Below are 19,866 nucleotides of genomic sequence, written 5' to 3' on the forward strand. Positions count from 1 at the left end.
AGGCCGAGCAGCTGCGTATAGACACTATCGACCAGGTACTGGCCAGCGAACTGCCCTAAGCGAGCACGCTCGCTATCGTCTCTAGCCGACCGTCGAGTCATCAATACTCCTTCCTGTCTGCATAACGTCAGCTTGTGCTGTGGACGCTCCAATAATGCGGCCGCGGAGCGGCCGCCATCAATAGCGCGGCCATCAGTCACCAAGCGCCGTTATGCCGCTCCCGGCCGCTCGCCCTCCACGAAGCCGTCCCACTTCCTCATCACCGCGCTCGCGAGCTCTAACGCGTCCCATTTCGTTCCGTCGCTGAGGATGACTACGGACGTCCCGTTTCCGAGATTGCCCCCTGAGGGGTCGTACTCTAGCGCCTCCGATGGAGGGGCGGGCTGGCTTGGGGAACGAATGGTGTGATGCTTGTGCGAGTTGGCGAGATCGCGACACAGGCGCATCTCGGCGCTCGACTCGATGAATGCATCCAGATCGGACTGCTTCACGGCGCCGGAATCCGCGAGCCAGTCGCGCAGGTGAAACGCATTCTCGAAGAACGCGAACAGAAAGTCGTACCGGTCTGTGGGCGACGCTGCCAGCTGCAAGCGGGCATGCCATCTCCTAGCACGGTCCAACTGGGCGCTCCAACCGCCCGGCATGTGGAGGCTCCAGCCCACCTCTGGACGCTTCCCACCAAAACTCACACGAACCTCATCGAGTCGCGCTCGTCGGCATAACGTTTGCTTGTGCTGCAGACACTCAATGAGATGCGGCCGCGCAGCGGCCGCTTCAACAGCGTGGCTGTCAGCCACCAAGCATCGTTATGCGGGGCGGCCGCGAACATAGTCCATATACGCTCGCGCGAACGCATGATGGTGGTAATGGCAGTCCTCGCAAAGCACCTGTAGATCCTTCGGGAGTTCGGCTCCGCCCACACGGTCGTACGATACGTGATGAACGTGAAGGCCGGCATCTTGGTCGCCACACTCCTCACAGCGGAACCAGGCGTTCTTCAGCGCCCCCTCTCGCTTCGCTCTCCATACCGAACTCTTCAGGTACTCGGCGTAGGCTGCACGACGCTCGTTTGCAGCCTCGTCGGCAGGCAGGCCGGCAACGGAACCTGGAAACACGAGGACACCGTTCTCGTTGACAAGCCATGATTCAACGTCGTCGCCAAAGTCGATGTCGCTAGCCACCATGGTCGCGGCGGAAGACCAGCCACAACCGCACGCACCACACTGTGGACAGATGATGTTCAGCAGCGTACAGGCAGAGCACAGCGCATGAAGCTGACTGTCGACGGTAGCCTTGCAGTTGTAGCAATGGCTTGTACGCCGAGCAGGATCCACGGACCTTACGGACCCGAGGTACGGCAAGCCGCGACGCTTCAAGTCCTGGCGGTGTCGGACTCGAGGTACCCACTCGGGGCTTGCAGGAACGTGAGGACGCTTCGGCGGCGGCGGGGCTGACCGATCATTGCTGACGAGTCCGGTCTCTATTCGCGCCTTCTCTAAGCGCGCAGCCTCCAGAGGCGACGAGAAATCGACTGAGGTGTCGCGTCGCTTGAGCGGGACGTCAGGTGCGGCGGGTGCCTTGGGCTTCAGAGATGCCAAGTGGTCGCGGAGCTGCTCCTCGATGCTCTTGCCGACCATCAATCAACCTCCGCATAACGTTCAAGGTCAGCTGCGGCGGAATCCATAAGATCGCGCTGTGGACACGAGCGCAGCGAGTGCCTCAGCGCGTACCATACCTCCGCCGTCTGCTGCAACGCCAGTTAGGGCTCACGTGTTCGTGACGATCCGGCGGCCGCGCCCAACCCGAGTCGCAGAGCCCAGCCGACGCCAGTTCCGTGGCCGCGGATAGGTAAGGCGTGTGCGCGTAGCTCGGTGGCGGCCACAAGGGCGCTCGCGAGGGTCCACGGGCGCCGGAGATAGAGAGCGGCCATCGGACGAGGGGTGTCATGCCGCTCCCTGACGCGAGCAATGGTTGCTCCCGCCGTCCAAGCCCGCTCAGGTAGGTGATCGCCAAACGCGAAGCCCGCGCCCACTTCAATCACGCGAGCATCGTGAAGATCACAGAATCCGTCGCACCCAGTCGCAATGCCGAAGCGCGACGAGCCCGCGCGAAACTCGACACGTTGGAATCGTAAAGCGGCGCTACCTCCGAGCGCAGCCACCGCACCTGCGCCCTGAACGCCTCCCCCTTCGAAGTGGCCGAGCGCTTCCGCCCGCCATTGCGCGGCGACCTGGCCGGGTACGCTGAGAACCGAAAGCGCGACGATGAAAGCGAGCTTCACAATGTGGGGCATGCTGCTGGACGCGCCACCACGGCACGTCAACGACACGGACCTCACCGTAAAGGAAAGCGTCACACGCGGAAGTGGTGCTCGCGCGAACGCCGAAGTGCTCTCAAGGTGCCCGAGGCACTGCTCGGTGAGGCCTAACGGTCAGAATTGAGCTGCAAGGGCACCCAATAGGACGCGGCCGCAGGCCGCGAGTCCGCAGCGCAGCCCTTGCCAGCTCCAATTCCTGTTAGACCGCTCACGCGGTAAGCGGTTCGACAGGAAAGCCGTGAAGCCTACGTGGACAACTCATCAATAGAGTGAACGGACGATCATTCGCGCTGAAGCCGTGGCTTCGGTTCCCGGTGACCATGTCCTTCACGTTGCCACCTTGCTTCCGGAGGTGCTCCAGAAGCGCCGCCTCCGCACGCTTGTTCAATTGCTCAATATCGGGAAGCGGCGCAAGCCAGATCTCTAGATACTCGAGATACTCCCTGAGCACGGGAGCGCGTCGTTCCAAGTGTTCAAGATGCTCGATTGCGGAACGCCACCCGTCTCCCCGCCATCCGTATCCGCTCCAAACCCGCCGCACTTGGCCCCGCCGGCACTCGGGAATGCTCCAAGCGCTATACGACCCACTTAACTGCCGCTGCAGGTGGTCCAGAAACCGGAGCCGGTAGGGCTTGCCGGTCTCGCCAACGTAGATGATCCACCCACCGTCGTCTTCCCCAGGGCCGACCCAGAGATAGAGGCCGCTCATTAATGCCGCTGCGCAATTGAAAACGAGCGGCTCTGGGCCGCCGATGAACCGGAATGGACCTTGAAAGCTCACATCGATTTGCATTTATGATCTGCGCCACGAAGGTCGATGAGCGGTGTAACGTGGAAGCTGAGCTGCAGCCGAAGGCATTAGTGCGAGCGGAGCGAGCATACCATAGCTCGGCTGTCTGCTCCAGCGTGTGTTATGCGGCGTCTCACTCGTATGGAAGCTCATCGGGTCCGCGGCCAACGTGGTCCGGCTCCGGATCTTGATCGAACTGCACTGCTTCGATTCCCTGCCTACCCTGTAGTACGGCCTTGGCTACCCGGTGCATTCCGTCCATGACAGCACCTCGCGATGACAGGATTATCGGGTACGATAGATCTGCCTGTTCGATCAGCCTCATGTGCCCGATCATCGCCTGCCAGCTTTGCCGCTCATTGTCGCCGGACCAAGATTCGGCAAGTTCTCGAATCTCTGTCAGCGGGATCTGCTTCCGCGGCAGGTGGCGCGAAAGCTCGATCAAGCGGTCGACGTCCCAGGCCAAGAGGCCGCGGATGGAAGCCCAAAAGTAGTACTGCTTTCGCACGGCAGCGCTGCCTCATTCTAGGGTACGTGCCTTCGCGCCCGGCCGCATAACTACTTTTTCGGCTGCTTCGAGCCTACCGCCCAGCCTGCAAACCCGCAACGGCACGTGCCAGAAGCCCCCCGCCGTTAGCCTGCAAAGCCCGCGCGTTTGCAACGCCCCGGAATCTCCCGAAAACGCGTGCCCCAGCACCCGATTGAATCCAGGAACGGGTCCACCGCAGGGAGGGAAACCACACACCTGCAGCACCTTCGCCGTCTCGTACACCACGACACCACCCGCTCCGGCTCACGTCCCGCCATGTCGTGATATCTGGCCACGCGACCAATCCACGGCAGATACGCCTGCACTGTAGGCAATCAGCGGTGTCGCACGCACTGAGCGGAACGCGCTGGCGCCACGCGCTACCCAGCACGCGCTGCCCGAACTGCCACGTTGCCATAGATGGCACAGCCATGGCTCAAACCGGGAGCCGCTGCGCCCTCACGATCAGCCGCTCGCGACCGGTCCCGCGACGACGGCCCATCCGCACTACCTACGCCGTGCAGCCACGAGCGATCGCGGCCGTCCGAACGCCCGGCAAGGAATGCCGCTCCCCGGGCAAAATGTCCGGCGGGCGCGCACATCGCTTCGACCGCATCACGTCGGCGACAGCAATCATCACGCGGCGTGCGTGTCATGGCCCACACGTGCTGGCACGCGACTCGCTTGTCCTTGCGGTCATGATGACACGCCGCCACAGCCAGTACCGCTCGCGCCACGCGGCAATCTTTGGCGCCCTCCTCCTGATGACGGCAGCCTGCGCCGATGGAGACGGGTTCACGCCAGTGGAGCCGCTGGCTCCGGCCGTGGCTGCGGTGCTGGACTCACTGCTCACCGATGAGTGGAGGGCCGGCGCGCGGTACCAACAGGTGATGCAGCGTTTCGGCACGGTGTCGCCCTTCCGAGAGATGGAACCGGTACAGGAGAGCCGCGCGGCGAGCCTGCTGCAGATCTATCGGTCCTACCCGGCCTTCCCACCGAGCCGCCCCACGGGCGCCGTTCAAGGCATCGAGATCTATGCCTCGCTCGAGGGTGCGTGCGAGGTGGCCCTGGAGGCGGAAACCGCAACGGTGCAGCGGTACGCGCGCGCGCTCGCGCTGAATCCGCCAGAGATGGTGCAGCGGATCCTCCGATTCAATCGCGCCAATACACTCGCGTTCGAGGTGGTGGCAGCCGCGCGCTGCCGGTAGCCCGCCGGCATCGAGCTGACGGCGCGACCACGGCGTCGGCGAGGAGACTGCCGGGAACGGCGCACCACGCACGCACCACGCTCGGCGCGGATCCCAGGTGGCCCGTATGTCCGGGGTTGCAAACACTCTCAGGTCAAGCAACTCGACTGCTCCCTGGGCCCGTACGGCCAGAACGGCCGAGTCTGGCCCGGACTTTGTACCTGCCAGCGCCCGCAGCACACGCTCGCCACATGCGACGGGGCAGGACGATGGTCGGGGGCAGTCCGGCAGCAGATGGTTAGAGGCACGCGCGTCGTGTCCCTGGCCGGTCGCCCGCCCCCGATGCACGGCACCGTACCGCGGACCCTTCCGGTGGCAGTGTGACACCTCAAGGAGGAGTCCCTATGGTACGCGCAAGGGTAGTGTCCGCCGCGCTGTTGGCGGTGGTGACGGCATGCAGCGACAGCCCGCTGACGCCGGGAGGGCCGGTCGCGACGCGCCCGGCATTCGATGTGGGGAGCGCGGCGGCGTGTGGGGTCACCACGACGGTGAACCTGGAGCTGGCATCCAACGGACAATCCGTTGGCACGGTGGAGGCGTGGAACGACGCCAACGATCTGCACGTGATCTTCACCGCGACGCTCGTGAGCGAGTGGCGGCTGAAGGAGTCGTTCGTGTGGGCCGGCGGCTCGGCGTCGAGCATTCCGTTGCTGCCGAACGGCACGCCACGGTTGGGGGTGTTTCCCTACCAGGCCTTCCACAATCCGAACGTCAGCACGTACGAGTACGTGATCCCACTCAGCGCCGTGGGTGGTACGCCGGGCACCGACCTGGTCATCGCGGCGATCGGCATCGCGAAGCGTGGCCCGGCGACGGGCGTGGTGTACGGCGATGGCACGCAGATCAACCCGCCGGCCAGGCACGAGTACTTCGTCCACCCCGTGCAGCGCTGCGGCTCGCCGCCTCCGCCGCCGCCAGGCAAGGACATCGTGGTGTTCAACGACATTAACGTGTTCGATGGCAACGCCATGGTGAACGCGAACAACGTGAAGCTCGTGCAGAACCTCGCGAACTTCACCACGGCCGGTCCGCGCAACTCGGCTACCGAGGTCGCGTGGGACCGCGGCCGGAACTCGGTCTGCAGCCCGGCCGGCAACGACGAGTGCAACAACACCAACATGGCCTCCGCCCGCGCTGCGATCACCGGACAGGGCTTCAGCATGGTGGACATCACCTCGTCATCGGGAACGCTGGACGACCTCATCGCCAGTCAGGGAGCCAACTGGAAGTCACTCTGGCTGTGGACGCCCCTCGAGGCCTTCACCGTCGACGAAGTGAACGCGCTCAAGCAGTTCGCCGACGAAGGCGGGCGCGTGGTGTTCATCGGTGAATGGCTTGGCTACTACCCGCAGGCCGGCATCGACCTGGAGAACCAGCTGCTGCTGGACATGGGCGCCGTCATGACCAACACCGGCGGGGCCGTGAACTGCGGCTACAACACGTTGCCCGCGTCGTCCCTGCGTCCGCACCAGATCACCACCGGGCTCACCGATCTGACGATGGCCTGCTCGTCGGTGCTCCTGCCGGGGCCGAGCGACTTCCCGCTGTACTTCGACCTGTCCAACACGATGGTGCTGTCGGCCGTCGCGACGGTCGACGTAACCCCGATCTCCACCAGTCGGGTACGCGCGAACCGGCTGAGCTACGCAGCCTCGTTCCAGGATCTCAAGAAGTCGGGCAGTGGCCGGTAGCGGCCACCCGAGCGGGCAACACTGAGGGAGGAAATGGGGGGCGGGCGCCACGGCGTTCGCCCCCCATCGTCTGCAGGCACTTGCGGAAGGAGGGAAGGGAACCCCAACGCCTAACGCCCGTCGGTCTCTGACGCTCAGAAACATTGTCGTCGATACCGTCCAGCTTCAACAATCCGGGGCGCGACCTGCGGCGTACTGGTCTCGCACGCCACATCACCTCGGAGGTCGATCGCTGTGACGAATCGTACGACCATCATTGCTCTCGCCATTCTCGCCATGCCGGCGCCTGGCGCCGCACAGGCCACGGGCTCCATGTCCATGCCCTACGATGCCCACGCCTCGCAGGCCGCGTTTCGCGTCGGCGACACCCGCGGGTGGACCATCGGTGCTCCGCACATCGACCTGAACGGCGGCCTTTTCCTGCTGCCGGAGAAGGACGGTACACCCAAGCTGCAGACCGGCTTTGTGAACGTCCGCGCCCAGGCGGGCCTCGGGACGCAGCACGTGCAACTCGCCGCCAACGCGATCTTCGTTCCCAGGATCGGTGGGAGTCCGCAGTTCACCACCGTGCTGCAGGTCGTTCCGACGAGGCAGGAGAAGCTCGTGCACTTCTCCGTGGGCGCCGGCATGGTGAGTGGCGCCTTCGGGAGCTCCGATCGAGCGAATGCGTGGATCGAGTCCGTGCTGGCGCTGCGACTGCCCGTCCACGGCATCGCGCCGTTCGTTCAGGTCGGGGTGCCGCTCTACGACGACGCGCGCGCGCAGATCATGATCGGCGCCGCGCACCCCCTCATGCCCTATCGCTTCAAACTCTGGCATCGGTAGCGGAGCGGCGAGCGGGCACTCGGAAGGCCGTTGGTCCGCCTGCGTGCGTGCACGCAGCAAGAGGGGGAGGGCTCGCGTGAGCCCTCCCCCTTGCCGTGCCCTGGCAGTCCGGTGACCTCCAGCGACGCGGTCGCTATGGGCTGGTGGTCGCGGTCCGCTGCTCGGCGCCTTCCTCGAGCGTCTTGAGCACATCCTGCCACTTGAAGCCGCCCTTCCCGAGGATGTAGTGGTCCATCCACGCCTTCTCGGCCACGGACTTGAGCAGCTGATTGCGCGCGTCCGGAATGCCGTGAGACTGGCCGGGGTACACGAACAGTTCAGTCGGCACACCGAGCTTCTTGAGCGCCATGTGCAGCTCTTCGCTCTGCGGTCGCGGCACGCGCGGATCCCCATCGACGACGTGGATCATCGTCGGGGTCTTCGCTGCCGAGATGTAGCGGATCGGCGACTGCTTCCAGTACGGCTCGAAGTCTCCGTACGGGAGTTTGTTGCCGAGGTAGTGCATGCGCACGTACTGCATGTCCGACTGCGCGTACATCGAGATCCAGTTCACGGTGCCCGCGCCTGACGAAGCGGCCTTGAAGCGCGTGTTGTGGGTGATGATCCAGTTGGTCCAGTGGCCACCGGCCGACCAGCCGAGCACGCCCATCTTGCTGGAGTCGACCAGTCCCTGGGCGATCAGGTGGTCCACGCCCGTCATGATGTCTTCGTAGCCCTTCTTGAAGTAGTCGTTCACGATGCCCCACTTGTGGGCCTCGCCGTAGTTGGTCGAACCCCGGTAGTTGGGCTTGAGCACCATGTAGCCATCGCCGGCGTATGCCTGGGCGCCGTAGCCACCGTTGAAGCTCAACACATCGGCCGACTGCGGGCCGCCATGGATCGCGACGATGAGCGGATACCGCTTGCCGGCCTCGTAGCCAACAGGCTTCACGAGGATGCCGCAGGTCTGCTTCTTGTCGACCGAGGCCCAGCAGATCTCCTCCTCATCGCCGAGCTGGAAGTTCGCGACCTGCGGGTTGGCGTTGGTCACCTGCCGCCACGCGGATCGCGTCGCCACGTCGCCAACCTTGTCGACCACGAAGTGCACGGGCGGCGTCTTCGGGTCGGCGTAGGTGATGAGGATCTTGCCGCTCTCCTGATCGAGGGTCGCATTGAGCGCGGCCTTGACGTCAGTCACGGCCTTCACCGCGTTGCCGGCGATATCGAGCTGCATCAGCTGGTTGGTGGCGCGGACCCCGTCTCCGAAGTAGACGGTCTTCGCGTCCGGGCTCCACCAGCCAATCGTCACGTCACCGTCGTAGCCGCCGCCGAGCTTGGTCCACTGGCCGTTCACCGCGTCGATGGCGCGGGTGTAGACCTTGTTCGCCTTGAAGTACACGAAGTCGTCCGATGCCGAGAAGGCGATGGTGCGCCCATCGGGCGCGAAGGACAGGTTGCTCTCGGTGATCTCCTTGTTGTTGGTCAGCCGCTCCAGGTTGCCCGACTCGATGTTGAGCAGGTAGAGGTCGCCCGTGTTGTTCGCTTCGGTGACGGTGCGCGCGTAGCGATCGTTGGGCAGGGCGCGGATCCCGGCCCACTTTCCGTCATCTGAAAACGTCATGCCCTCGACAGAGAAGTCGCTGCTCTGCGTGAGGCGCTTCTCCTGGCCCGACGCGATATCGGCCATCCACAAGTGGTTGAGCGGCACGTCCTGATTGCGGATGCGCACGTCAAACTTCTTCTCGAGGCGTTCCTTGTTGAGCTTGTCCACCGAGTCGGGTGACACGAAATAGACGCGACGCGAGTCGTGCGAGAGCTGCCAGTTGCCGATGGGCGTCGCGTGGCGCGTGAGCTGAGTGGCCTTGCCGTCGGCGAGCGCGCCGGCCGGGAGGGACCAGAGTTGCTGCTCGTCGGGCTTGCCGGCCGCGAAGATGAGCCGCTGGCCGTCACGCGTGAACTGGAAGTTGCCGACGCCGTCCTTCGCGTCGGTGATCTTCTGCGCCTCGCCGCCGTCCGGCGACATCACGTAGAGCTGAGTCGTCGCGCCGTCGCGATTGGAGGCAAACACAAAGAGCTTCCCATCGCGCGTCCAGCGCGGCGTGTTCTCGTTCTTGTCCTTCGTGAACGTGAGCTGACGCGTGGTGGGCAAACCACCCGTGGTGCTCACGACGTAGATGTCGGTGTTGCGGCGCGCCTCCTTCCAGTTCGGCACGGACAGCGTGTACAGCAAGCGTGAGCCGTCCGGGCTCAGCGCCGGAGCGCCAGCCTGCTTCATGAGCTGCTGGTCGAGGAACGTCATCGGCCGCGGCGCCTGGGCGGCGAGGGCGGCGGGAAGGGCGAGCGCACACAGGGTGAACGTCGAACGGCGCATGGGAGACTCCAGGTAGGGCAAGGCGATGGTCCGAAGGCAGCATGACCACTACGCATCAATTCTTGCCCGCGTTCACTCCGGGTCAAGGCAACGAGACGTCGGTGCCGTGGGCGCGCACGCTGGCGGCCTCCCGGGCGGCAGGGCCAACTCCGGACAACCGGCGGGCCGTGGAACCCAGGAACCCCACGTGTCTCCCGTGTACAGAGGCATGAAGGCACGACTTTCACGGAGGGAACCATGCGGGCAATGATGATGCATTTCGCGCTGGGAGCGGCGCTCGCGACGGGGCTGGGCAAGCCCGTCGCCTATCGATATCCGACGGACGACGCCACGCTCAAGAAGGGCAGGACGGTCGTCGAGGTGCAGAACTCCGGCTTCCACGACGCGGTGATCTACGCGGTCAACGGTCTCCGCGTGCAGCGACTGGGCACAGTGACCGGGATGACGGTCAGTTCGCTGGCGATCCCCCGCGATCTGGCCTTCAACGGCACGTCACTGCGCTTTGCGGTGCATCCGATCGGGACGCGCAGCAACCAGGTGAGCGACGAGATCCCGATCGAGGTCGGGGCGAAGGTCAACCTCTTCATCCCGCCGTTCTGATGTTGGGCGAAGGACCCGCGTAAAGGCGTGAGGCGACTTCGCCGGTCGTCTCGCGCCTCATGCACGCGCGAGGAGTGCGTCGTCGACCGGTCGCTCTTCGGCGTGTCAGGGCCGCGGGCGCATCGTGGATGGGGCGCGTACCGCGACGACGCGCGCATGGACGCATTCGACGTCATCGGCGAACACGCCGAGTTCCACCACGACCTTGCGCTCGCTGACTTCGACGGCGCGCGAGCGCAACACGAGTTCAGGGCCGAGTGGCGTAGGGCGCCGATAATCCACATGGAGTGATGCCGTCACGAAGCGCGGCGTCTCGTCGCGGCCCGGCACGGCGCCCGCCGCAATCATCGTGGCGGCCGCCGCGGTCGCCATCGCGTGGCAGTCGGCCAGACAGGCAAGCAGTCCACCGTAGACAAAACCGGGGAGCGCGATGTGGTGCGGAGCTGGCTGGAAGCGCGCCACGCCTTCACCGTCCTGCCACTCGCTCCTGAGGTGCAGCCCATGGGTGTTGAGTCGGCCGCACCCATGGCAGTGCGCAAAATCGTCGGGATACAGATCCTGAATCGCGGTCATCGTCGGTCGATCGGAGGGGATGCGGGTGGTGATCCGGGCGCGGGGCGCATGCGCGTGTACGGATAACCGTTGCAGCCGGTGCGCGGCTGCTCCGGCCGCGCCACGCTCACGGTTTCCGCGACGGCGCGGGTGGGTGCCTGCCACGCGCTGTAGCAGAATCCCCACTCGTATGGCGGCAACGCGTTGAGCTGCACCCAGTCAATGCGCGTCCATCGTCCCGGGTCCGTGCGGTTGGTCGCGTCGTTGCGCGCGATGAGAAAGGCGCCACCGACCTCGACATGCACGACGTGATAGCGCAACGCGGGGTGCTGCTGCCACTCGCTCATCGAGATGGTGTAGCGATTGTCGTAGTCGTCAATGAACGTGCCTTGCATGAATCCCGGGATGTCGGCAGCCCCCGAGCGGGTGCGGTGCGCGCACCCGGCGAGGGCGACCGACGCAAGGGCTGCGATCGAGACGAGGCGAGACACGGATGAACTGGGCATTGGCGCGCGCGAGAGCCGAACTATAGCAGCAATCGCGCGTGCACACGCCTGGCGTACAAGACCATACGAGGGCGTTGCGGTATGGGTGGAGGTCGCCGCACCATTGTGAGTCTCCTTTCGCCCTCATGACTCGCCTTCAACTGCTCTCGGCGATGGCCGGCCTGTTCCTCGTCACCGCACCACTCGACGCCCAGTCCGCCGACGAGCGGCTGCGCACGGACTGGGCCTACCTGCAGCGCTATCGTGAGGCGAACGCCGCACTGCCGGCCCCTCGCGCCGACGAGTCGCGCGTCGTCTTCTATGGGAACTCGATCACCGAGGGCTGGGCGGGATACTTCGAGGCAATGTTTCCCGGAAAGCCATACATCGGTCGTGGAATCGGCGGGCAGACCACACCGCAGATGCTCGTGCGATTCCGGCAGGACGTCGTTGCCCTTGCGCCGCGGGTCGTGGTCATTCTCGCCGGTACGAACGACATCGCGGGCAATACCGGCCCGGCCACCCTGGCGATGATCGAACAGAACATTGCGTCGATGACGGAGATCGCGCAGGCGAACGGAATACGGGTCGTGCTGTGTTCCGTGTTGCCGGTCTTTGACTATCCGTGGCGCCGCGGACTCGAGCCGGCCGGAAAGATCGTGGCCCTCAACACCATGATCCGCGCGCTCGCGGCCCGGCGAGGCGCGACGTACGTGGACTACCACTCCGCGATGGCCGATGAGCGCCTCGGGCTTCCCCGGGGCCTCGCGGCCGATGGGGTGCATCCCACCGAAGCGGGCTACCGCGTGATGGTACCGCTCGTCGAGCGAGGAATCGCCCAGGCGCTGTTGGGGACCCGATGATCGCTACGTGGGCGGGAGCTGCACGTCGAGTTCGGCGAGCGAGTTGATCGGGCGCGGCCAGTAGCGCCGCACACCCATGTACAGCAGCAACCCGAAGAGGCAAACCGGAAACACGGGAACGAGCAGCCTTCCCCACCAGGGTTCCTGCTCGAGAGCGACCAGGGAGATCACGACGGACGCGATGGCGATCAGTCCGGTGGCGACGATACCAAAGATCGCATCGGCTCTGGACGACCCTTGTTCGAGACAATGCCGCCGACCGCGCTGCTCGAGACGTGCGGCCAGATCGCGCGTGGCGACTCCGTACTCTCGCCACGTTGCCACGAGGGGCACCAGGCGCAGTGGCTTCGGATCCTCCCAGCGCCAGAGCCTGCTCTCGTAGCTTCGGGAGCGACCGTCGAGGTAGCCCACGCGCAGACGGATGATGTCATCGAGGCGAACGCTCAGCTTCCCGCCGTCCGCCCCGGTGAGGTCGACACAGTCTTCCGTGATCCGCACCAGGGCACACCCGCCAGCCAAGCCATGCGAACGGAGCTGCGACGTGAGGGCCACTTCGTAGGTGACATCGAGCATGCGATGGAGAATGCTCGTGGAAACGGCCCGGTGTCCACCACGACGGCGAGAGTGGCGGGCGGCGACGACGGGCGAGATACTAGGCTGGCAGCTGGTCGCTCACGACGGGCGGCGGCGCACTCACCCTCCGCAGGAGTCCAGACATGTCCGTGGCCAAGGTCACCGAGATCATTTCGTCGTCGCCCACGTCCTTCGACGATGCGATCCACAAGGGCATCGAACGCGCCCACAAGACGCTGCGCAACGTGGAGGGCGCGTGGGTCGCGAGCATGAAGGTCGAGTGCAGCAACGGCAAGATCGTCGCGTACCGAGTCAACATGAAGGTCACTTTCGTGCTCACTGACTGATCGCTCGCAACGTCACCCCCGGCGCGCCGCCAAACCAGACACAGCGCGCCTGTGCCAGCGGGCTTGCAGGATCGCGAGGCGGAGGATCCTCTCCGTGTCGCCACCGTCACCGGCGTCGAGCGTCGATCCGGCGGGGCCGCCGCACGCCGGGTGTCGCTCCGCCGTGGGAGCCGATACCTTGGCGGCTCACCTGGTGACATGGGAGATACATGCCGTCCCTGGTTTCGCGTTTGCTGGTCGGGGCACTGGTGGTCGTACCGATCGGTGCGACGGCCCAGTTGCGAACGGATGTGTTGATCCGCGGTGGTCGCGTGATCGACGGCACCGGGGCCGCTGCGCGCGTCGCCGACGTCGGCATCACGGGCAACCGCATCACGTTTCTCGGTGATGCACGGGTGTCCGGCGTGTCGGCGGCGCGCACGATCGACGCGACCGGCCTGGTCGTGACTCCGGGCTTCATCGACCCGCACACGCATACCGCTGCCGACCTCGCCAGTCCGCAGCGCGCGCGCCGGCACAACGCGGCGTACCTGATGCAAGGCGTCACCACGGTCGTGACCGGAAACGACGGTGGTGGCCCGGTGGACGTGGGCGCAGCGCTCGCCAGGTATGGCGCCGACAGCATCGGGACCAATGCGGCACTCTTTGTCGGCTTCGGCACACTCCGCGGTCGCGTGCTCGGCGCGAGTAGCAGCGCGGCATCGCCGTCGCAGCTCGACGCCATGCGACGCATGGTCGCGCGAGCGATGGACGGAGGCGCGCTCGGCCTCAGCACTGGCCTGTACTACGCACCGCAGAGCTACGCCTCGACCGAAGAGGTGATCGCCGTCGCCAGGGAGGCCGCGTCCCGTGGCGGCGTATACGATTCCCACCTGCGTGACGAGAGTTCGTACACCATCGGGCTCGTGGGCGCGGTCGCCGAGGCCATCCGCGTTGGTCGCGAGGCGCGAATGCCCGTGCACATCGCCCACATCAAGGCGCTTGGCGTCGACGTGTGGGGGCGGAGTGACTCGGTCATCGCCATGATCCGGGCGGCGCGCGCCGCCGGCCAGGACGTGACCGCAGATCAGTACCCATACCCCGCCAGCGGGACCGCCGTGGGGGCGGCGCTCCTGCCGCGCTGGGCGGAGGCGGGTGGGCGAGATTCCCTGCGCAAGCGTGCGGCCGATCCGGCCACTCGCGAGCGACTGCTCTCCGACATGCGCGAGAACCTTCGGCGACGCAACGGCGCAGGCGCGCTGCTCATTACCGAGAGCTCGCGCCGAGACATTGCCGGCAAGACGCTGGAGCAGATCGCCGCGGCACGCGGCGTGGAACCCGTGATCGCCGGGCTCGACATCATCCTTGGCGGCGACGCGTCGGTGGCGTCGTTCAACATGCATGAGGACGACATCGTGCACTTCATGCGCGAGGACTTCGTGATGACCGGCAGCGACGGTTCGGATGGTCACCCGCGCAAGTACGGCACGTATCCGCTCAAGCTTCGGACGTACGTGCTCGACAAGCACGTGATCCCGCTCGAGACGTTCGTGCGACGGAGCAGCGCAGATGTGGCGCGCGCGTTCGGCATTGCCAACCGCGGCACCCTCACCGTGGGCGCGTTCGCCGACGTCCTGGTGTTCGACCCGACCCGGGTACGCGAGCGCTCGACCTACGAATCGCCCACTCTCCTGGCCGAAGGCATGTCGTACGTGTTCGTGAACGGCGCAGCCGCCGTGGATGGTGGAAAGCTCACCACCGTGCTGGCCGGTCGCGGGCTCTGGCGCGGTGTGGAGTAGCCCAGTGGCGTCGTCGCGGGCTGCCGTCCCTCGTGCAGCCCCTCGCATCTCGTGGATCCGGTGCGCCATGCTGGTGGTGCTCGGCATGACCGGCTCGGCGAGTCTGCATGCGCAGGTACCGCTGACGACGCGCCTCAACACGCTGCAGCATCCGCCCGGGTTGTCCTGGGACCGACTCGACGCGCCCCACTTCACGGTCATCCATCCGCGCCCGTTAGGCGCCGAGGCGCAGCGTGTGGCGAGGCTCCTCGAGGCGGCTTATCCATCGCTGCAGGCGAGTCTCGGCGCTGCACCGCCACGCATCCCGGTGGTGCTCGCCAATCAGTCGATGGTTGCCAACGCCTACGTCGCCTGGTCGCCGCGGCGCTCCCAATGGTACACCGCGCCCAATCCCACCGTGGACGCCTTCGGGCCCATGGAGTGGTTCACGCTCCTCGCCAGGCACGAGGGCCGCCACGTGGTCCAGCAGGAGGCGGTGCGCAGCGGCTGGGTTGGGTTGGCCGCGCGATTGTTCGGTGACAATACGCTTTCGACCCTGGGCAGCATCTACTTCCCAGCGTGGTTCTGGGAGGGCGATGCGGTTGGGATGGAAACGGCGCTCTCGGCGATGGGACGTGGCCGGCAGCCCGCGTTCACGGCGCGCATGCGCGCGCTCACCGCCGAGGGAGCGCCATACGAGTACTACCCGGCGTGGCAGGGGACGTATCGCACCGCGCTGCCCGATTGGTATGAGCAGGGATACGTCATCACGAGCTGGGTCCGTCGGCACTACGGTGACTCGGCGTGGCGGCGCGTCATCCGGCGTGCCACGCGCAATCCGCTGGCGCCGTGGGCGCTCAGCATGGCGCTCAAACGCGAGACCGGACGTGCAATCCCGGCCGTTCATCGCGCCGCTGTCGCCGAGATCGATTCCATGTGGCGCGAGCAGCGCGCCGCGATCGCCGAAACGCCCGCCGAGATCAGATCGCCGGCCGCTCCCGACTATCGCGTCTGGTCGCAGCCGCAATACGCCGGTGATGGCAGCGTCATCGCCGCGTACTCCGACCTCAACACCGTATCGCAGATCGTTCGGCTGCGCGGCGATCGTCGCGAGGTCCTGGTGGAGCGCGCGGGCCTCTTTGGCGACCTGCAGTTTCACGTGCGAGGTGATCGCGCGGTGTGGGCAGAATACGAAGCCGATTCCCGCTGGGGCGAACGCAGCTATCTCGTGCTCAAGCGCCTCGACCTTTCCACGGGCAAGGTCACACGCCTCACCGACCGCTCGCGGTACTACGGCCCCCAGCTCTCCCCCGACGGGCAGCGCATCGTTGCCGTCGAGTTCACGCCCGAACGTCGCTCGCGCCTCGTGATCCTCGACGCGGCTTCGGGCGCGGTGATGCAGCGGCTGCCTGACGAGCGCGCGACGCTGGTCACGCCGACCTTCACGTCCGACGGGCGCGGCCTGTTGGTGGTGCGCATCGACGAGGTGCGAGGCAATGCGCTCGTCCGCGTGTCCCTCGACGGCGGGGCGGAGCGCACCCTGATCGACTACGTCCCGTGGGGCATTTCGCGACCACAGGCGGTGCAGGATCTGGTGGTCTTCGGATCGCCGCGCTCCGGGCTCGACGGCATCTGGGCGGTGGACTCGCTCGGCGGTGCCACGTGGCGTGTGGCCTCGCGAAGGTTCGGGGCCAGCTGGCCCGCGCCGTCAGCCGACGGCAGGCGCCTACTCTTCTCGGACTACGGACCACGCGGATACGACATCGCCGAAGCCCCGCTCGATCGCTCGCGCTTTCAGCCCGCGTCGGACGTGCCCCTGCACGAGGTGCTCTTTGCCGATTCGGTGGTCGCGCAGGAGTCGCGCCTCGTCAGGGTCGTCCCCATCGAGGTCGAGACATTCCCCGTGCGCCCGTTCAGGGGCTGGTCGCGCGCGTTCGACTTTCACAGTCGAACCATCGCGCCGACGAGCGACGACCTCAACACGGGCCTCGCCATCGAATCGCGCAATCTCCTCAACACCTTCGGCATGAACCTCGGTGTCACCTTCAACACCAACGAGCGCACATTCGCGGTGGAGACCGGGGCGAGCTATGCCGGGTGGCCCGTGATCGTCGACGGCAGTGCAAGACTCGGTTCTCGCACGTCGTCGTTTGTGGACAGCGCCGGCACTGCGCGCCGGTTTGGCTGGGACGAGCGCAGCGTGAATCTCGCGGCGAGGCTTCCGCTCACACGGCTCAACGGGCAGCGCCGGCAGTCGCTGGTCGCCACGGTGGGGGTCGGCCTCACCGACATTGCCAACCAGCCCGTGCGTTTCCGCTTCGACCAGAACGACGGCACGTTCATGCCGGTGTCGTATGTTCTGGCCGCGAGCCACGTGCGTGCCGCGGCATTTCGGGACCTGTTCCAGACCGGCGTGAGCGCCTTCGGCGTGTATCGCCACACGCCAGAGTCGAGCGACACCGACAGTCACATCGCTGCGCTGCGCACCACGGCCATCGTGCCGGGAGTCTTTGCCAACCACGGCATCGTCCTCGAGGCCGGCCACGAAGAGCAGCGGCCGACCAATTATCGGTTCTCCAGCGAAGTGCCGTTTCCGCGCGGTTTCGGGCGTCGGTACGCCGATCGACTGACGCGCATCGGCGTGAGCTACGCCATGCCACTGTGGTATCCCGATCTGGCAATCGGCCCGCTGCTCTACGTGCGCCGAGTGCAGGGTGCAGTGCTCGGCGACGCCGCTCGTGCGAGCGATCGTGCCAACACGCGCGTGGTGCAGTACCGCGCCGTCGGTGGCGAAGTCACGGCCGACGTTGCCCCCTTTGGCACCCGCTCCACCATGCGGCTCGGCGTGCGCCTGATGCAGCGCCTCACGCAGGACCGGAAGGCGGTCGCCGAGTTCGTCCTCACCCTCCCGCAGTAGCCAATCGACCTCTCATGCCGGTTCGCCCCGCGAGTCACTACGACAAAGCCTACTTCGACAAGTGGTATCGTCAGTCACGCACGCGCGTGAAGTCGCGGCTCGATATCGATCGCCAGCTCGCGTTCGTCATCAGCGCCACCGAATACCTGCTCGAGCGGCCGGTGACGAAGGTGCTCGACGTTGGAGCGGGCGAAGGCAACTGGAGCGTCGCGCTCAGGCGTCTGCGGCCCCGAGCGAAGTACTTCGGTGTGGATCCCTCGACCTACGCGGTGGAGCGGTACGGAAAGCGCCGCAACATCCGCCTGGGCGGCTTTGGCAACGTCGGCACCCTGGGCCTGCCCGACGACTTCGACCTGATTCTTTGCTGCGGCGTGATGAACTATGTGAGCGCCCGCGAGCTGGCGCGCGGGCTCGACGCGCTCACGTATCTCTGCGTCGGGGCCGCGTACTTCGAAATCTTCAGCTCGGCCGATGACGCCACGGGCGACTTTACACGCTCGGCGGCCCGCTCTCCGGCGTCGTGGCGCCGCCTGCTGCGACGGACCGGGTGGGAAGCGCTCGGCATGCACCTGTACCTGCGCAGCGACATGGCCGGCATTGCCTCGGCGCTGGAGCGCGCGCGTTAGGCGTGCAGGCGCGCGATCGGTCCTCGTGCGTGCGGCGCAGGTCGAGTGACGATCATCAGGAGCGTATCGTCGCCTAACGCTTCAGGGAGTCGAGCGCGGGGAGCAGCGCGTCCTGCACCCAGCCGTTCTGCGGTTCGAGTGCCAGTGCCCGCTGGTAGGCCTGTCGGGCGTCGTCGACCTTCCCGTCCAGCGCCAGCACCTGACCCAGCCACCCAAACGCCTCGGCGTGGCCCCACGACGGCGCGGGCGACACTGGGTGGTCCGTTTCGAACAACTCGAGTGCCTTGCGCAGGTCGCGTTCCGCCTTGTCACGACCGCCGCCGAACATCCTGGGCTTGTAGATGGCGGAGACCCCGCGGAGCATCAGCACGCGCGGGTTTGCCGGATCGAGACGCATCGCCTCCTTGAACTCGTCGTTTGCCCGAGGGCCAAGTCGCATGACCGTCAGCATGCCACCAGTGCGGATGAGCTGACCAAGAATGGCGGCGCGCAGCGCGCGCGTCTCCGGCCAGTCGAGCACGGCCGCTGACCGCTCGAGCACATCGTTCGCCTCCTCGAGCATGGGCTTGATCTCGGATCCCCTGGCCCGGCGTGCCAGCATGAGGCTCGCCTTCCTGTAGAGGGCGTAGCCCTTGTAGTGCAACATCACTCCGCCCGAGGGCGTGATGGCGAGGACGCGATCGACCATGCCAATGGCTTGATCGAACGCCTGGATGTCCATGGCCATCGTGCCGCGGGCGATGAGTCCGGCGACCGAGTCGACCCAGGCCGGATTGTTCGGCGCCTGCGCAAGCGCCGCAGCGGGGCCAACGGCCAGGGCCAGCAGCGCGCTTACGAAGCAGTGTCGTGCAGCGAGGGCAGTCATGGCGCGTGCCGGATGAGGGTGGCTCCAAAATAGACAGGGCGATGGAAGCAGGTTACGCGTGTTGCGCCGCCGGGGTGTCGGGTAGTCTCGTGCCATCCGTCCAGTGGAATAAGGGCCGCGAGTGGCACCCAATTGAGAATACGCTATCATTAGCACATGGAACGACGCACCCGGCAACGGCAGGCCATCGAAGCGGCGCTCGCAGCGGCGGAACGTCCCCTGACGCCGGTCGAGGTCCTCGACGCGGCCCGGCACCACGTGCCGCAACTGGGGCTCGCCACCGTGTATCGCGCGCTGCGCGCGCTGATCCAGGACGGGGCCGCTCACCTCGTGGAGATCCCCGGCACGCCACCGCGCTACGAAACCGCGCACCTCGGGCACCACCACCATTTCCATTGTCGTCAGTGCCATCGGTTGTACGAGGTCGAGGGATGCCCAGGCAACCTTGCCCGGTACGCGCCTCCCGGGTTTCGACTCGATGGGCACGACGTCGTGCTCTACGGGCGGTGCGCGCAATGCGGCGCGGCGTGAG

General features: G+C 66.2%; 19 protein-coding genes. 10 read left to right on the top strand and 9 right to left on the bottom strand.

Annotated features, from left to right (window positions below; translation table 11 throughout):
• Positions 1-209: 209 nt before the first annotated feature.
• The 4 genes from IT361_06080 to IT361_06095 form a co-directional block, all read right to left on the bottom strand.
• Entirely contained in the window at positions 210-644 is a 435-nt protein-coding gene (locus tag IT361_06080; protein MCC6317245.1) for a hypothetical protein, read from the bottom strand.
• A gap of 162 nt (positions 645-806) precedes the next feature.
• Positions 807-1,181 (bottom strand): HNH endonuclease, encoded by a 375-nt coding sequence (locus tag IT361_06085; protein ID MCC6317246.1) that lies wholly within the window; start codon positions 1,179-1,181, stop codon positions 807-809.
• A gap of 1,344 nt (positions 1,182-2,525) precedes the next feature.
• Entirely contained in the window at positions 2,526-3,110 is a 585-nt protein-coding gene (locus tag IT361_06090) for a hypothetical protein (protein MCC6317247.1), read from the bottom strand.
• A gap of 130 nt (positions 3,111-3,240) precedes the next feature.
• On the bottom strand, positions 3,241-3,615 hold the full coding sequence (locus IT361_06095) for a hypothetical protein (protein MCC6317248.1): 375 nt from the start codon (positions 3,613-3,615) through the stop codon (positions 3,241-3,243).
• Between the two features lie 719 nt (positions 3,616-4,334).
• Between IT361_06095 and IT361_06100 the strand changes: the two genes are divergently transcribed.
• The 3 genes from IT361_06100 to IT361_06110 all read left to right on the top strand — a co-directional run bounded on the left by IT361_06100 (position 4,335) and on the right by IT361_06110 (position 7,399).
• Complete coding sequence (locus IT361_06100) at positions 4,335-4,844, top strand: hypothetical protein (GenBank protein MCC6317249.1); 510 nt, start codon at positions 4,335-4,337, stop codon at positions 4,842-4,844.
• Positions 4,845-5,227: 383 nt separating this feature from the next.
• Positions 5,228-6,574: an ABC transporter gene (locus IT361_06105; protein MCC6317250.1), complete on the top strand. Its 1,347-nt coding sequence runs from the start codon at positions 5,228-5,230 to the stop codon at positions 6,572-6,574.
• 234 nt (positions 6,575-6,808) lie between these two features.
• Positions 6,809-7,399 (top strand): hypothetical protein, encoded by a 591-nt coding sequence (locus tag IT361_06110; GenBank protein MCC6317251.1) that lies wholly within the window; start codon positions 6,809-6,811, stop codon positions 7,397-7,399.
• A gap of 133 nt (positions 7,400-7,532) precedes the next feature.
• On the opposite strand, the gene IT361_06115 is transcribed toward IT361_06110, so the two are convergent.
• Positions 7,533-9,749: a S9 family peptidase gene (locus tag IT361_06115; protein MCC6317252.1), complete on the bottom strand. Its 2,217-nt coding sequence runs from the start codon at positions 9,747-9,749 to the stop codon at positions 7,533-7,535.
• A 237-nt stretch (positions 9,750-9,986) separates the two neighbouring features.
• Here IT361_06115 and IT361_06120 point away from each other — a divergent pair, with 237 nt between their 5' ends.
• The gene (locus tag IT361_06120) at positions 9,987-10,349 is read left to right on the top strand and encodes a hypothetical protein (GenBank protein ID MCC6317253.1); all 363 of its coding nucleotides are present in this window, start codon (positions 9,987-9,989) and stop codon (positions 10,347-10,349) included.
• Between the two features lie 105 nt (positions 10,350-10,454).
• Here IT361_06120 and IT361_06125 read toward each other — a convergent pair whose 3' ends face one another.
• Both IT361_06125 and IT361_06130 read right to left on the bottom strand, forming a co-directional pair.
• Complete coding sequence (locus IT361_06125; GenBank protein ID MCC6317254.1) at positions 10,455-10,922, bottom strand: PaaI family thioesterase; 468 nt, start codon at positions 10,920-10,922, stop codon at positions 10,455-10,457.
• Positions 10,919-11,392: a hypothetical protein gene (locus IT361_06130; GenBank protein MCC6317255.1), complete on the bottom strand. Its 474-nt coding sequence runs from the start codon at positions 11,390-11,392 to the stop codon at positions 10,919-10,921. Before IT361_06130 ends, IT361_06125 begins: the two co-directional genes overlap by 4 nt.
• A gap of 167 nt (positions 11,393-11,559) precedes the next feature.
• On the opposite strand from IT361_06130, the gene IT361_06135 reads away from it, so the two are divergent.
• Positions 11,560-12,249 (top strand): SGNH/GDSL hydrolase family protein, encoded by a 690-nt coding sequence (locus IT361_06135; protein MCC6317256.1) that lies wholly within the window; start codon positions 11,560-11,562, stop codon positions 12,247-12,249.
• A gap of 3 nt (positions 12,250-12,252) precedes the next feature.
• Here the strand turns inward: IT361_06135 and IT361_06140 are convergent, their stop codons facing one another.
• Positions 12,253-12,822: a hypothetical protein gene (locus IT361_06140; GenBank protein ID MCC6317257.1), complete on the bottom strand. Its 570-nt coding sequence runs from the start codon at positions 12,820-12,822 to the stop codon at positions 12,253-12,255.
• A 143-nt stretch (positions 12,823-12,965) separates the two neighbouring features.
• Here IT361_06140 and IT361_06145 point away from each other — a divergent pair, with 143 nt between their 5' ends.
• The 4 genes from IT361_06145 to IT361_06160 all read left to right on the top strand — a co-directional run bounded on the left by IT361_06145 (position 12,966) and on the right by IT361_06160 (position 18,469).
• On the top strand, positions 12,966-13,169 hold the full coding sequence (locus IT361_06145; protein MCC6317258.1) for a dodecin domain-containing protein: 204 nt from the start codon (positions 12,966-12,968) through the stop codon (positions 13,167-13,169).
• 209 nt (positions 13,170-13,378) lie between these two features.
• The gene (locus tag IT361_06150) at positions 13,379-14,947 is read left to right on the top strand and encodes an amidohydrolase family protein (protein MCC6317259.1); all 1,569 of its coding nucleotides are present in this window, start codon (positions 13,379-13,381) and stop codon (positions 14,945-14,947) included.
• A gap of 67 nt (positions 14,948-15,014) precedes the next feature.
• Entirely contained in the window at positions 15,015-17,843 is a 2,829-nt protein-coding gene (locus IT361_06155) for a PD40 domain-containing protein (GenBank protein ID MCC6317260.1), read from the top strand.
• A 14-nt stretch (positions 17,844-17,857) separates the two neighbouring features.
• Positions 17,858-18,469, top strand: a complete 612-nt coding sequence (locus IT361_06160) for a class I SAM-dependent methyltransferase (protein ID MCC6317261.1) — start codon at positions 17,858-17,860, stop codon at positions 18,467-18,469.
• Between the two features lie 73 nt (positions 18,470-18,542).
• Here the strand turns inward: IT361_06160 and IT361_06165 are convergent, their stop codons facing one another.
• Positions 18,543-19,334: a tetratricopeptide repeat protein gene (locus tag IT361_06165; GenBank protein MCC6317262.1), complete on the bottom strand. Its 792-nt coding sequence runs from the start codon at positions 19,332-19,334 to the stop codon at positions 18,543-18,545.
• 156 nt (positions 19,335-19,490) lie between these two features.
• Here IT361_06165 and IT361_06170 point away from each other — a divergent pair, with 156 nt between their 5' ends.
• Positions 19,491-19,865 (top strand): transcriptional repressor, encoded by a 375-nt coding sequence (locus tag IT361_06170; protein ID MCC6317263.1) that lies wholly within the window; start codon positions 19,491-19,493, stop codon positions 19,863-19,865.
• The last annotated feature ends 1 nt before the right edge of the window (position 19,866 follow it).

Source organism: Gemmatimonadaceae bacterium, from assembly GCA_020846935.1.
Classification (GTDB): Bacteria; Gemmatimonadota; Gemmatimonadetes; order Gemmatimonadales; family Gemmatimonadaceae; genus RBC101.

Coding starts and splice junctions, on each gene's coding strand:
- IT361_06080 (MCC6317245.1), bottom strand. CDS start 644: ATGCCGGGCGGTTGGAGCGCCCAGTTGGACCGTGCTAGGAGATGGCAT.
- IT361_06090 (MCC6317247.1), bottom strand. CDS start 3,110: ATGCAAATCGATGTGAGCTTTCAAGGTCCATTCCGGTTCATCGGCGGC.
- IT361_06100 (MCC6317249.1), top strand. CDS start 4,335: ATGATGACACGCCGCCACAGCCAGTACCGCTCGCGCCACGCGGCAATC.
- IT361_06105 (MCC6317250.1), top strand. CDS start 5,228: ATGGTACGCGCAAGGGTAGTGTCCGCCGCGCTGTTGGCGGTGGTGACG.
- IT361_06115 (MCC6317252.1), bottom strand. CDS start 9,749: ATGCGCCGTTCGACGTTCACCCTGTGTGCGCTCGCCCTTCCCGCCGCC.
- IT361_06120 (MCC6317253.1), top strand. CDS start 9,987: ATGCGGGCAATGATGATGCATTTCGCGCTGGGAGCGGCGCTCGCGACG.
- IT361_06125 (MCC6317254.1), bottom strand. CDS start 10,922: ATGACCGCGATTCAGGATCTGTATCCCGACGATTTTGCGCACTGCCAT.
- IT361_06135 (MCC6317256.1), top strand. CDS start 11,560: ATGGCCGGCCTGTTCCTCGTCACCGCACCACTCGACGCCCAGTCCGCC.
- IT361_06140 (MCC6317257.1), bottom strand. CDS start 12,822: ATGCTCGATGTCACCTACGAAGTGGCCCTCACGTCGCAGCTCCGTTCG.
- IT361_06145 (MCC6317258.1), top strand. CDS start 12,966: ATGTCCGTGGCCAAGGTCACCGAGATCATTTCGTCGTCGCCCACGTCC.
- IT361_06150 (MCC6317259.1), top strand. CDS start 13,379: ATGCCGTCCCTGGTTTCGCGTTTGCTGGTCGGGGCACTGGTGGTCGTA.
- IT361_06155 (MCC6317260.1), top strand. CDS start 15,015: ATGCTGGTGGTGCTCGGCATGACCGGCTCGGCGAGTCTGCATGCGCAG.
- IT361_06160 (MCC6317261.1), top strand. CDS start 17,858: ATGCCGGTTCGCCCCGCGAGTCACTACGACAAAGCCTACTTCGACAAG.
- IT361_06165 (MCC6317262.1), bottom strand. CDS start 19,334: ATGACTGCCCTCGCTGCACGACACTGCTTCGTAAGCGCGCTGCTGGCC.
- IT361_06170 (MCC6317263.1), top strand. CDS start 19,491: ATGGAACGACGCACCCGGCAACGGCAGGCCATCGAAGCGGCGCTCGCA.